General features: G+C 39.2%; 8 protein-coding genes. 5 read left to right on the forward strand and 3 right to left on the reverse strand.

Annotated elements, in window-relative coordinates:
• Window positions 1-15 precede the first annotated feature (15 nt).
• From ODZ84_RS17255 to ODZ84_RS17265, 3 genes are read right to left on the reverse strand one after another with little or no spacing between them, the layout of a single operon-like run.
• The gene (locus tag ODZ84_RS17255; RefSeq protein WP_266173635.1) at window positions 16-1461 is read right to left on the reverse strand and encodes a sugar MFS transporter; all 1446 of its coding nucleotides are present in this window, start codon (window positions 1459-1461) and stop codon (window positions 16-18) included.
• Window positions 1462-1503: 42 nt separating this feature from the next.
• Window positions 1504-2232 carry a lysophospholipid acyltransferase family protein gene (locus ODZ84_RS17260; protein WP_266173636.1) on the reverse strand — a complete coding sequence of 243 codons (729 nt, stop codon included), beginning with the start codon at window positions 2230-2232 and terminating at the stop codon, window positions 1504-1506.
• A 3-nt stretch (window positions 2233-2235) separates the two neighbouring features.
• Window positions 2236-2694, reverse strand: coding sequence for a GtrA family protein (locus tag ODZ84_RS17265; RefSeq protein WP_266173637.1), 459 nt, complete (start codon window positions 2692-2694; stop codon window positions 2236-2238).
• Window positions 2695-2936: 242 nt separating this feature from the next.
• Here ODZ84_RS17265 and ODZ84_RS17270 point away from each other — a divergent pair, with 242 nt between their 5' ends.
• The 5 genes from ODZ84_RS17270 to sov all read left to right on the forward strand — a co-directional run bounded on the left by ODZ84_RS17270 (window position 2937) and on the right by sov (window position 14456).
• Window positions 2937-3197: a hypothetical protein gene (locus tag ODZ84_RS17270; RefSeq protein ID WP_266173638.1), complete on the forward strand. Its 261-nt coding sequence runs from the start codon at window positions 2937-2939 to the stop codon at window positions 3195-3197.
• A gap of 85 nt (window positions 3198-3282) precedes the next feature.
• The gene (locus ODZ84_RS17275; RefSeq protein WP_266173639.1) at window positions 3283-4134 is read left to right on the forward strand and encodes a BadF/BadG/BcrA/BcrD ATPase family protein; all 852 of its coding nucleotides are present in this window, start codon (window positions 3283-3285) and stop codon (window positions 4132-4134) included.
• Between the two features lie 16 nt (window positions 4135-4150).
• Window positions 4151-6445, forward strand: a complete 2295-nt coding sequence (locus ODZ84_RS17280; RefSeq protein WP_266173640.1) for an NADP-dependent malic enzyme — start codon at window positions 4151-4153, stop codon at window positions 6443-6445.
• A gap of 298 nt (window positions 6446-6743) precedes the next feature.
• Window positions 6744-7328 carry a Holliday junction branch migration protein RuvA gene (gene ruvA / locus ODZ84_RS17285; RefSeq protein ID WP_266173641.1) on the forward strand — a complete coding sequence of 195 codons (585 nt, stop codon included), beginning with the start codon at window positions 6744-6746 and terminating at the stop codon, window positions 7326-7328.
• A 6-nt stretch (window positions 7329-7334) separates the two neighbouring features.
• A complete protein-coding gene (sov, locus tag ODZ84_RS17290) occupies window positions 7335-14456 on the forward strand; it encodes a T9SS outer membrane translocon Sov/SprA (protein WP_266173642.1) in 7122 nt (2373 codons plus the stop codon).
• Window positions 14457-14498 lie beyond the last annotated feature (42 nt).

The following is a 14498-nucleotide window of genomic DNA, read 5'->3' on the forward strand; positions in this document are numbered from 1 at the left end:
ATGAATTTTATATGCTTAGTGACCACTGCCTTTTGCTATTTTATCAAGATCAATTCCCTGAGATTTAAGAATTCCGCTTACACGGATAGCATAGAAAGCAAGATACGCAAAACAGATCACCCCTACGATGTAACTTACATGAATGGTGGTTAAATCTGCCACATATCCCTGAATAAGGCTTACAACACCTCCACCCATAATCATCATGATCAATAGACCGGAACCCTGATTGGTATGCTTGCCAAGCCCGTTAATCGCCAAAGCAAAAATACAAGGCCACAGCGTTGAACAGAATAGTCCTACACTTGTAAAAGCATATACCGACACGATTCCTTTGGTAGACATACCGATTAATAATGCTGCAATTCCGGCAACAGAGAAAATCAAGAGCATTCTCGCCGGATTTCCTTTACTCATAATATCACAGATGATCATCGCAATGATAATGAGACCATATACGTAGAAAGGTTTTAAATCGTGATTGGCTATCGCATTTACAAGAAGGAAAACCCCAAAAGCTAAATATGGAGCCAGGAATCTCAGGATCTTTTTGAATCCGGCATTAAAATCGAAAGCATCTACCGCACCCGTCCAACGTCCGATCATCATTGATGCCCAGTACAGGGAAATATAAGGAGCCACATCTTTTGTTTCAAAGCCTAAGTCTTTTTCCATATACGCAGGAAGGTTACTCGCTGTAGAAACTTCCACTCCTACATACACAAAGATTGCAATCATTCCCATAATCAGTTGCGGATACTGGAATGCAGATTTTCTGTGCTCCCCGGGAACAGTATCATCCGTATTTTCAATATTGGTGGGAGTTACCGCAGGAAGCGACGAAAACTTCAGCATGATCGCTACCAATACAAAAGCAACCCCTAAAATAAGATAGGGCACTTTTACACTTTCAACACTGATGTCATTGCTTGCCGCTGTCGCAGATCCGAAAATAGCAAAAGAAACAATAAGCGGGCCTATGGTCGTTCCAAGGTTATTTACACCACCTGCCATCGTCAGTCGCTGAGAACCCGTTTCCGAAGGTCCTACTTCAATCGCCAAAGGGTTGGCTACGATTTGTTGTAAAGAGAAACCCAGTCCTACAATGAAAAGACCGGAGATCATTAATGGGAAAGACCCCATATTGGCAGCCGGATAGAACAATAGCGTTCCCGCTGCAGAAATCAGAAGGCCTATGATAAGCCCGTTTTTATAACCGATTTTATTAATTAAATCTTGTTTCAAACCTTTTGAAACAGCCATGTAAATTAAAGAACCTACAGTATATGCTACATAAAAGCATATTTGCACCAGCATACTTTCGGTTTGAGATAAATTAAATGCCTTTTTGAAAACCGGGATCAGGATGTCATTACTTGCCGCTACAAATCCCCAGAAAAAAAATACAGTAACTAATGGAATAAATTGTCCCCAATTAGTTTGCTTGGAATAATTTGACATATTTGTTAAAAATTTCTTAATAACAAATATATATTATTTCTTTTAATTAGAGTATTCTGCCAATGTTTTTTTTATTTCTTCAAAAGCCTTTCTTTTCAGCTCTTTCGGAGAATCTGATGGTTCCAGAATGCCGTTAAAATAAACCTTTACTTTGCCAGGATAACCTTTGGCATTGTCAAACGGGAACATTTCCTTTAATCCTATAAAAGTATAAACGGCAATCGGAGAATGATGTTTTGAGGATAAAGTGAAAGCTCCGTCCTTGAACTCGTCCAGAATAACTGAAGTGTCATCAGGAACTCCTCCTTCAGGGAAAATAGCGATGCTGTTTCCTTCTTCCATTTTTTCGGCACATCTCCTGTAAACATCAGCCCGGCTTCTCGCGCTGCTACGGTCTACCATAACACAGATTCTTTTGTAGATCGTCCCGAATATAGGAACTTTTACCAGCTCTTTCTTTCCGACAAAACAGATCGGATGTTTTGAACTTAAAATACACATCAGCATAATATCCATGATGGAAGTATGATTGGAAATAAAGACAAACGGCCGGGTGCCGTCAACGCTGTGTTTGCTGAGGTTAATGAGCTCATACCGGAGGCCCATCCCGTAAAACATCCCGTAGCTCCAGCCTCTGATGAAGGGATATGCATATTTATAATGCCCTTTATTAAAGGATAACAGATACACAGGAATTCCGAAAGTGATCGTTAAGACAAATGCCAGTAACAACAGCCAGATCCGCCACAGATAATTTAAAATTTTTACCACAGGTTAACCATTAAATATTACTTTCTTTTTAATCGAATAATTAAGAACCGAAACCAATAAAATGGCTGCAATCTTACTGATCATTTCCGGGCTTAAGGTATAAAAGGTAAGATCAATATTATCTTTAAATACAAAACTGTAGAAGATCTGAAAGAAGGCAAGACTTAATAATGTAGACACAAAGGATACACCCATAAAATAAACAAATTCTTTTCTTTTAGAATGCTTTCCCCTTTCAAAAACAAACCAGATGCTCAGAAAATAATTGCTGATAATTCCGCAGCTCGTAGAGAATATATTACTCAACGGGTAATGGATTCCATGAAAATTAACCTCTTGCGAAACCATATGAGGAAGATAGGTACTGAAGATCTTGAAACTCCCGATTTCTACAATAGCACTCAGTCCTCCGGCTATTATGAAAAACAAAACCTGTTTTTGGCGCAGTAGTATTTCTTTCATCCAAAATTTATATAATATGCAAATTTATAACTATATGTTAAACACTGAAAAAAGATGTTAAATATTTTTTTAGATTAAAAAATATTTATAATTTTAGTAAACTAATTAATGAACGATATACTTGATAATAAATTCATTTTCAACCCATTCCGTTGATGATTTTTCCTATCTTGTAACGTATGGCTGAGTCCTGCGATACTCAAATATATTCACTTTACCGCCAATCAATAACAATTATTTGTATGAAACGTCAAAACAGATACAGAAAATTCCAGCTTCAACAAACCCATATTGAAGCTCTTGAAAAGGAGAATTCTCGTTTTAAACGGGTGTATTCCGAATATGAAAATATGTCAGACGAATTGTGGAATCTTGAAAATTCAAAGGGAGATCCTGTTCCTGACGATTTTATTAATGCCATGATCCTTCAGACCTCATATCTGGAAGACGAAATAGAAGACTGGCTGGTACAGTTCAGTACAAAAGCTGATATTAAACAGTAATGATTTTAGACAGCTTCCGGATCGTTTGTAAGGGCCGTTTAAAGATAAATTCATAATTTAGCATCCTTAAACTAAAATGTAAAATATGGTTGCTGTTGTAGATGGTGGCTCCACAAAATGTGATTGGGTGATTTTGGATGACTTTAACCAGGTCTTTCTAAAAACGGAAACAATCGGATTTAATCCTAATAATATTGCCGCAGAACTGATCATCCCTGAAATTGAAAAAAATATCAGTCTCAGTTCTGTAAGAAATTCAATTACAAAAGTATTTTTCTATGGCTCAGGCTGTGGAATACCTGAAAATTGTGCCATTATCGAGCATGAACTGCATAAGTTTTTTACCCAGGCGGAAGTAGCTGCAAAAGAAGATCTTATGGCAGCGGCTTATGCGGCTTATAACGGAAAGCCTGCAATCGTTTGTATTCTCGGTACCGGTTCCAATTCCTGCTATTTTGACGGCCAAAAATTAAAAATAAAACTCCCTTCCCTAGGATTTCTGATGGGAGATGAAGGAAGTGGCAGTGCCATCGGTAAGCAGGTAGTACGTAGATTTTTTATGCAGAAACTTCCTGAAGATCTGCAACTTCAGTTTCAGGAAACCTATCAGCTGACCATAGAAGAGGCCTTAAAAAATATGTACCACAAGGCAAGGCCTAATGCCTATCTGGCAGATTTTAACAAATTTGTAGTCGAAAGAAAAGATCATCCTTATTTTCAGAAAATGGTATATGAGGAAATGAAGAATTTCTTCGATTACCAGGTTCTTCCTTATGAAGAATCAAAAGAAGTGGAGATCAATTTTATCGGTTCCATTGCTTATTATTACGAAAATATACTGCGTTCTGCTGCTGCAGAACTTCACTTAAATATTGGACATGTTGTGCAAAAACCCATTGAGAGTTTAGTCGACTACCATATTAAATATATACTTTAAATAAAAAATAAAATTTATGTCAAATAAAACCCACCGCGACGAAAAGAACTTTAATCAGGCCGCGTTAGATTATCATAAAGCCGAACCTAAAGGGAAAATTGAAGTGATCCCTTCAAAACCGCACTCATCTCAGAGAGATTTGTCTTTAGCGTATTCACCGGGGGTTGCAGTTCCTTGCATGGAAATCCATGACAAGCCGGAAACAGTTTATGATTATACGGGAAAAGGAAATCTTGTCGCTGTAATTTCTAACGGAACTGCTGTTTTAGGATTGGGTGACATCGGAGCTGAAGCTTCGAAGCCGGTAATGGAAGGGAAAGGTCTTTTATTCAAGATATTTGCAGATATCAATGTCTTTGATATCGAAATCAATGAAAAAGATCCGGATAAATTTATTGAAATTGTAAAAGGTATTGCTCCCACTTTCGGAGGGATAAACCTCGAAGATATTAAAGCTCCGGAAGCTTTTTATATCGAACAGAGATTAAAAGAAGAACTGGATATTCCTTTGATGCACGATGATCAGCACGGTACAGCGATCATTTCTGCAGCAGCACTGATTAATTCCCTGCAGATCGCCGGAAAAAATATTGAGGATGTGAAAATGGTCGTTAACGGAGCAGGAGCTGCGGCGATTGCCTGTACGAATTTATATATTTCTTTAGGTTTGAAAAGAGAAAACGTTCTTATGTGCGACAGCAAAGGAGTAATCAATCATAAAAGAGAAAATCTTACGCCTGAAAAGATCGATTTTATAGCACAGACAGATATTGAAACATTAGAAGACGCTGTAAAAGGCTCTGATGTATTTATAGGATTGTCAAAAGGTAATGTTATGACTCCGGAAATGCTGAGCAGCATGAACGAAAATCCCATTGTCTTTGCACTGGCCAATCCGGATCCTGAAATTGCGTATGATCTTGCCATGGAAACCCGTCCCGATGTCATTATGGCAACCGGGAGAAGTGACTATCCTAACCAGGTTAATAATGTATTGGGATTCCCGTATATTTTCCGCGGAGCACTGGATGTTCAGGCAAGAGGTATTAATGAAGCAATGAAGCTGGCAGCAGTTCACGCTATTGCAGATCTTGCCAAAGAGCCGGTTCCTGAAGCGGTAATTCTGGCATACAACGTTCAGAATTTACAGTTCGGAAGAGAATATTTTATTCCGAAACCATTTGACAACAGACTGATCACTAAAGTTTCAAGTGCTGTGGCGAAAGCTGCTATTGAAAGCGGAATTGCCAGAAAAACAATTGCCGATTTTGATGAATATGAAAACAGCCTTCTCGACAGAATGGGTAGAGACGAGAAGTTGGTAAGAATGATGCAGAGCCGTGCTAAGGCCAATCCTAAGAGAATTACCCTGGGCAATGCAGAAGAATATAATGTACTGAAAGCTGCACAGATTCTTTATGAAGAAGGAATAGCATATCCCAGCCTGTTAGGAAATAAACAGTACATTCAGGAGCAGATGGAGCGGTACGGGATCAGTTTAGACGTTCCGATTATCGATCCAAGTGACGACGACCAGAAAGAAAACAGAAAAAAATACAGGGAGACGCTTTGGAAACTTCGTCAGCGAAAAGGAATGAACGAGTACAAAGCGAAAAGATTTGTACGCCAGAGAGATTATTTCGGACCCTTAATGCTGAAGCATGGAGATACGGATGGACTGATTGTTGGTTTCTCTAAAAACTACGCTTCTGTTTTACGTCCTGTTTTAGAAATTATAGAGAAAGATAAAGGCGTAGATAAGGTAGCGGCCATGATGATGATTCTATCTGAAAAGAAACCTATTTTCTTCGCAGACACTTCAATCAATCAGAATCCGACTGCTGATGATCTTGTAAATATCGCTAAAATGGCGGAAATTACCGTGAAGTCTTTTGCAATCGAACCAAGAATTGCCATGTTGGGATTTGAAAACTTTGCAGCTATCTCTGAAACCTCAAAGAAAGTAGCCAAAGCAGTAAGTATCCTTCACGAAAAATACCCTAAAATGATAGTGGATGGAGAAATTCAGCCGGATTTTGCCATGAATGCAGATCATCTGAGTGATTACCCTTTCTCAAAATTAGGAACAACGCCGGCAAATACTTTCATCTTCCCGAATCTTGAAAGTGCTAACTTATCATACAAGATCATCAGAGGGATGAAAGTCGCCCAGGTAATCGGACCGATCCTGATGGGATTAAAGCAGCCGGTTCACGTTTTACAGATGCGTTCAAGCGTAGATGAAATCGTAAACTTGGCAACCATTGCCGTGCTTGATGCTCAGAAAAGAGAAAAAAAAGAAGGCAAGTAGCATAATAGAACAGAATTAGCAGTGATGAGGTTTGCCGGAATAATGATGACAATACCTGGGATTTCTCAGTTTATTCATAGCAGTTTCAGTGTAAATTATATTTAATAGGGAACACCGCATAAATTTCAGATTAAAAATTCATCAGATTATAATGTAAAGACTCCAGATTTTGGAGTCTTTTGCTTTTCGCTCAAATCTTTAAAATCTTATGTCAAAATTAAGTTAAAAATCATTCGTACATGAAATGAAAACATTAATTAGTTTAAATTACTATATTTGGGAGTTTTAAAAATTAATAATGATATTTTCTTTAAAAGGCACGGTTCAGGAACTTACGCCTGCTTACGCAGTGATCAATGTACAAGGAGTTGGTTACTATGTAGGTATTAGCGTAATGACCTCCCAGATGCTGACCCTCCATCAGGAAACTTTTCTATTTATTCAACAGATCATCCGCGAAGACGCCCATCTGCTTTTTGGGTTTAACAGTCGGTCGGAAAAAGAAATGTTTAATTTGTTAATAAGCGTTAACGGAGTAGGTGCTGTTTCTGCTCTTATTTTACTTTCTACATTAACCCTCGAAGAGATCGCTTCAGCCATTCTATCAAAAAACAGTGCGCTCATCCAAAAAGCAAAAGGAATCGGTGCCAAAACAGCTGAAAGAATTATTGTAGATCTAAAGGATAAAGTACAGAAATTCAACAATTCGGACGAAAATATTTCTACCCTTACAGATAATAAAATAAAGGAAGAATCGTTATCTGCATTAGAAGTTTTAGGAATTCCTAAGCGTATGAGTGAAAAAATTGCCGATAGAATATTGAAGCAGAATCCTGCTATTTCCGTAGAAGAATTGGTTAAACAAATTTTAAAAAACATTTAACATTTGGTGAAAAATAATAAATTTCTTAAAATATTTTTGTTTCTGTCGTTCTTATGCGTCTCGGCAACGGCTTTTGCACAGCAAAGACCACCGGTGCGTGATACCGCGATTATAAAAAAAGACTATCAGCTGGCAGATCCCACCCGGTATGAAGCATTTTATGATATAAAAACAGGAATGTACTATGTATATCCTAAAGTAGGTAATACAATTACGGGGCCACCTACGGCCATGTCGCCACAGGATTATAAAGAATTTATGCTGGCAACGCAGTCCAGGGATTATTACAAAGAAAAATCTGACCGGTATAACCTGATGTTCAGGAAAGATAAAAGCGGCGCTGCCAGAAAAGGCTTAATTCCCTCTTTAACGATCAACAACAGGCTTTTTGAAACCATCTTTGGAAGCAATAAGATTGAAATTATTCCCAACGGATATGCATCTTTTGACTTTGCAGGTTTATATCAGAAAATTGATAACCCCCTTATTTTACCTCAGAACAGAACCAGCTTTACCTTCGATATTGATCAGAGAATTCAGCTGGGCTTACTCGGGAAGGTCGGGGAAAACCTTCAGTTAAAAGCCAATTATGACACCCAAAGCGGTTTTGCTTTTGAAAACAGAATGAATCTGGTGTGGCAGGCTAAAGGAAGCTGGAAAGATTTACAGACCAAAGGTCTTCAGGATGTTGATAAACCTAATGCCGGGGGCGAAGATAAAATCATCAAAAGAGTAGAATTCGGTAACGTAAATATGCCGCTTTCTACCAGTCTGATCCGTGGCTCTCAGTCGTTATTCGGGGTTAAAACCGAATTTCAGTTAGGGAAGACATACGGTACTGTTGTGTTATCACAGCAGCAGGGAGAAGCCCGAAACATTGTTGTACAGGGAGGAGGTACCATGAGTAATTTTAAAATGAATGCTATCGATTATGAAGATAATCAGCATTACTTTTTGGGACACTATTTCCTGAATAACTATGATAATTCCTTGCTGAACTATCCTCAGATCAATTCTAAAATAAGCATTACCAGAATAGAAGCCTGGGTGCTGGATCAGGGAAACAGCAATTTATCCTATCAGAAAAGTATCGTCGGGATCAGGGATTTAGGAGACGGAAACGGGCTGCCCAACAATGACCAGCCGGGATTCAACCTCTATTCTGCCGTTAATGGCCTGGGAAGTGGTCTCAGAGATGCCAATACAGCCTATAATACGATAAAAGGGGCCAACTTACCGGTCGCAACAGGCGGTAACGAAACCTATCAGGATGGCGAACATTTTATTTTTAACAGAAAGGCCAGAAGATTAAATTCCAATGAATATATTTTCCAGCCGCAATTAGGATATATCTCGTTAAATCAGAAGTTAAATGATAATCAGCTCTTAGCGGTTTCATACTCATATACGGTTAACGGAAGTAACCAGGTTTATAAAGTAGGGGAGTTTTCAGAAGAAAGCCAGGTTCTGGTAACCAAAGTCCTGAAACCGAATACGACGGTAAAAACCACATCACCTATGTGGAATCTGATGATGAAAAACATCTATGCATTAGATGCCGGGCAGGTGAACCAGGATGGTTTCATTCTTAATGTTTTCTACAGAGATCCACAAACCGGAGGTAAAGTCAATTACCTTCCGAATACAAATGTTCAGGACATCAATTTATTAAAATTATTAAATTGGGACCGTCTGAATATGAACGGCGATTTGCAGAACAACGGAAGTTCAACAGGTGATGGTATATTCGACTTTGTCAATGGAATTACCGTACGGCCGGAAACCGGAAGGGTAATCTTTACAAAAGTGCAGCCTTTCGGAAGTTATATGGCCAGTGTACTTGGAAGTAACAATCCGCAGTATGTTTTCTCAGACCTTTATTCACAGCAGAAGCAGGTCGCGACTTCCAGTAACCTTGCACAGCGATATACCCTGGAAGGTCGTTACAAAGGAACGCAGGGACAGGGGATCTCATTGGGAGCAGTAAACGTTCCTCAGGGATCGGTAAAAGTTTCCGCCAATGGAGTACAGCTGACAGAAGGTATCGATTATACGGTGGATTATATGTTGGGTTCTGTAACGATCATTAACGAAGCCGTAAAACAGTCCGGACAGGCGATTAATGTATCTCTGGAAAACCAGTTAACATTTAATACCCAAAGAAAAAGATTTTTAGGATTAAACTTAGAAAGAAGATTTAGCGAGAACTTTATTTTAGGAGGAACCGTTGTTAATTATTCAGAATCTCCGCTTACTCAAAAAGTAAACTTCGGACAGGAAGCTGTGAATAATACCATGGCGGGGATCAACCTGATGTATAACAATCAGCTGCCGTTCCTGACAAGATTAACCGATAAAATTCCGTTCGTTAATACAGAAGCACCTTCCAGCCTCAATTTTAAGATGGAAGCCGCTTATTTATTGCCGGGACTGAATAAAGGAACCAATGATCAGTCGTATATCGATGATTTTGAACAGACCACTTCAAAGATATCCTTAAAAGAACCAACCGCCTGGAGCTTGGCTTCAAAACCGGAAAAGAATCAGGCAGATCCTATTTTCCAGGGAGCAGGTTCCAATGATAACCTTACAAATGGCTACGGAAGAGGACTCTTGTCCTGGTATAATATCGACCCTAGATTCTGGGGAGTAGGAGGAAGGGCGCCGGCCGGGATTACGCCGCAGTCGGTTTCGAATCACGCTTCACGAAGAGTTCAGTTCTCAGAAATTTATAATAACAGAGACTTCGTCGCAGGTGAGCAGACTTTCACCAATACCTTTGATATCTCATACTACCCACAGGAAAAAGGACCGTACAACGTAAATCCTGGAAGTGAAACCACCCAGCAGAGATGGGCCGGTATTATGAGACCGATCAGTGTCTCCAACTTTGTAAATTCGAATATTGAATATGTAGAATTCTGGTTAATGGATCCTTATGCAGATGGAAATACGATAGGAACAAATCCTAAACTATTGCTTCACTTAGGAAACGTTTCCGAAGATATCCTCAAAGACGGACTGATGCAGTATGAAAACGGATTGCCAACAGGCGCAGCCCCGTCTACTACAACATCCTCTAATTGGGGAACTCAGCCTAAGCAACCCCCGATCTTATATGCTTTTGCAAGTGAAGGAGATGACAGGAGAGCCCAGGATTTAGGATATGACGGTTTAAGCTCTGACCAGGAAGCAATGAAATTCGGGAATACATTCGTAAATCCTGTAACGAATATAGCTGACCCTGCTGTGGATGACTTTGTATTCTATATGTCGGATAAATTTACAGGAAGCCAGGCTTCATCACTTATCCAGAGATACAAATACTTCCGAGGTCCGGAAGGAAACTCCCAGAGCGGTTCGCTCGAAGTATCCACTCAGACACCGGATGCAGAAGATATCAATAAAGATTATAACCTGGATCAGAATGAAAATTATAACGAATATGTGGTTAATTTAGATCAGGGAAGTTTAGTATTGGGGCAAAACAATGTCGTTGATATGAAAACAGTAAAAGCTCAGTTCCAAAACGGGCAGAGTGCTGATGTAAAATGGTATCTGTTCAGAATTCCGGTTTCACAATACAATCAGCCCGAAGCACAGGGAGACCATGATCCTTCCGTTCTTAATAACGTAAGATTTGCAAGAATGATCTTAAAAGGATTTGATCAGACATCAACTTTAAGATTTGGAACCATGGATCTGGTAAGATCAGACTGGAGGAGATATCCGAAAAATGTTGCGGTTTACGGAACCGATACCGTAGCAGATGAAGCAACAAACGAAGGGTTGAATGATGTAACAGATCTTAATAATTTTGAGGTAGGAAGTGTAAATATTGAAGAAAATGCATTAAACCAGCCTCCTTATGTATTGCCTCCGGGAATCGACAGACAGGTACTTAGTGGAAATGCTGGCGCACAAAGACAAAATGAAGCATCTTTATACTTAAACGTAAAAGATTTAGCGAGTTCTGAAGCCAAAGGAGTATTTAAAAATACAACCCTTGATATGAGAAGGTACAAGAAACTTAAACTTTTTGTACACGCTCATACCGATCCCCGAAATGGAGATCCGCTTGGTGGACAGATCGATAAAAAAACGAAATTCTTTATCCGTTTAGGAAGCGATGCTACCGATAACTATTATGAATATGAAGCATCCTTAAAGATCACTCCGAACAATGCGACAGCTCCAATGGATATCTGGCCGTTTGAAAACGAAGTGGATCTGGAAATCCAGAACCTGGTGGATGCTAAAATCAGAAGAGATAAAAGCTTCCCTAATGATATTGCCAAAAGAAGAATGGATCCTCTGTTCGAAGAAGGAGATACCTTTAAGAAGTTATATATCAAAGGACGGCCAAGTTTAGGAAACGTAACGACCATTATGGTGGGGATCAGAAACGGATCAGAGAGAGGAACAGGAGCAACCTCTATCAGCAGAGTACTTTGGGTGAATGAAATCCGTCTTTCAGAAATTGAAAATGATGGCGGTTATGCAGGAAATGCAAGCCTTAATTTCAACCTTGGAGATTTTGCAACGGTAAACACCAGTGCATCTTATACTTCGGTAGGTTTTGGCAGTATAGATTCTAAGCCTGCAGAAAGAAACCAGTCTACACAGTCGGCATTCAGTATCAACACAGCTGTGAATGTAGACAAATTCCTTCCTGAGAAAAGCGGAATGAAAATTCCTCTTAACTATTCTTATTCGCAGACCGTAGAAGATCCGAAATATAATCCTCTGGATACGGATGTTGAATTTAATAAAGCCGCCAATAAAGCACAGCTGAAGAAAGTAGCCAGAACATATACCCAGCAGAGAAGCCTTGGTGTCGTAAACATGCATAAAGAAAGGGTGAATCAGAATAAAAAGCCAAAATTTTATGATGTTGAAAATATTTCCGTAACGGCAGTGTATAATGACGATCATTTCAGAGATATCTATACCAAGAAAAATTACAGACAGTATCTGAGAGGATATATCGATTATAACTATACCTTTAAGCCTTGGGTATTAAAACCGTTCAATAAAATGATCAGTGATACGGCAAAGTCTACAAAATACCTGAAATGGGTAAAAGAATTCAATTTTAACCCGATTCCGACCAGACTTTCTTTCAGAACGGAAATCGACAGAAATTATAACGAACTGGAATTTAGAAATGTCGAAGCAATTCTAAGCGGAAATATGGCTGAAGACTTTGCAGCCATCAAAAACAGAAACTTCTACTTTGGATGGCAATATGGCTTAGGATTTAACTTCACAAAATCACTGAAATTAGAAATTAACTCGGTGACCAGAACGCTAAATGATAATATGGATGTGAATATGATGGATAACAGTTCGATCTTCGGAAATGTATTCAGAGCCGGAAGACCTGTTTTATACAATCATAAAGTACAGCTGAGTTATAAGCTGCCGTTTCAGTATCTTCCGTATCTGGATTTTATCGATGCTGAGGTGCAATATGGTTTCACTTATAACTGGAATGCAAGGTCTACCTCATTATTAGGTTTCGTGGATCCGGATACCAATCAGCCGGCAAGCTTAGGTTCTATCGGTCAGAATACCAATATCATCCAGGCGACAGCTACGGCAGACTTTACCAAGTTCTTCGGACAGTTCAAGTATTTTAAAGATATTTCTGCCAAGCTTCAGAAGCGCAAGCAGGAAATAGATTCACTGAACAATGCCTACACTCAGCAATGGGAAAAAAACAGATATAACTATAAAAAGTACAAATTTAAAAACAGACTGACGCCACTTCAAAGTGCAGCCTATCTGTTAACTTCACTGAAACAGTTGGATATTAATTATTCTGAGAATAACGGTACCGTACTGCCGGGATTATTATCGGCACCGAATTGGTATGGATACGGGCAAACGTTAGGAGGTCCCTCCATAGGATTCCTGTTAGGATCACAGGCCGATATCAGAAGGCTGGTTATGGAAAATGGTTGGGTGAGTGATTCCCAGTATATGACAGATCCGTACGTCAAAATGTCTACGAAAGAATTCAGAGGGAATTTACAGATTGTACCCCTTAATGATCTGAGAATAGATCTCAATGGCTTACATACCTATAACCGAAACTTTACACATACCGGATTCAATTACAGAGACGCGTCAGGAAACCCTGATCCTGATTATACTTTTGCCAGCGATATGGTCACTTATTCAAATTCTGTTGTTATACTGAAGACCGCATTTAGCGACGGACAGGCGATCTATCAGTCCATCAGGGATAATGCCCGAGTATTGTCTCAGCAAATGGGAGGTCCTATCGGATCCGATGGATTTACGGAAGGACACAGTATTGCCAATGCGTATGTTTTAATTCCTGCATTCAGAGCTGCCGTAGAAGGAAAAGCGCCTAAACAGATGGGAAATCCTAAAAAAGCAGGTCTGCCTCTGCCCAACTGGAATATTACCTACTCAGGATTAAGAAATGTTCCGATTATTAATGGGCAGTTCTCTAAATTTGATATCTTACACGGATACAAAGCTACCTACACTGCAACAGGTATCCAGTCTAGTATAGACTATTTCAACACTCTTACTTCAGACTTAAGTACAGGAAGAGATATTAATAATGATTATATCAATCCATTCACTTTTGCTCAGGTAGGATATGTTGAGAACTTCTCTCCACTGATCGGAGTAGATATGACCATGAGAAACAATTTCCAGTTCGGACTGCAATATAACAGAATCAGAACATTGCTGTTAGGATTGGTAAACCATACCCTTACTGAAGATGCCAATACCGAGTACGTCGTAAAAGTAGGGTACATCATCAGAAACTTCAGACTTGGAACAGCCAATGTAAGAGGAAGAGGAAATGCAAAAGGAAGCGATCTTAATATCAGGGGAGATTTCTCATTGAGAGACAGTAAAACAAGTATTACCAATATACTGTTGGATGATTCTCAGATTACCGGAGGGCAGAAGCTACTGAATGTAAGAGTTTCCGCAGATTATAATGTTTCGGAAAATCTTAACTTAAGAGTATTCTACGAGCAGATGACTTCTAAATACAAAATTTCCACGGCATTCCCGCTGTCAACCATAAGAGCCGGCATTTCAGCGACCTTCACATTTGGTGATTCAGGTGGATTCTAACAAGATTATTAATATAAAAAAATGTCCTTCAATTTTTGGAGG

Origin of the sequence: Chryseobacterium fluminis (assembly GCF_026314945.1) — a bacterium.
Lineage (GTDB): Bacteria > Bacteroidota > Bacteroidia > Flavobacteriales > Weeksellaceae > Chryseobacterium > Chryseobacterium fluminis.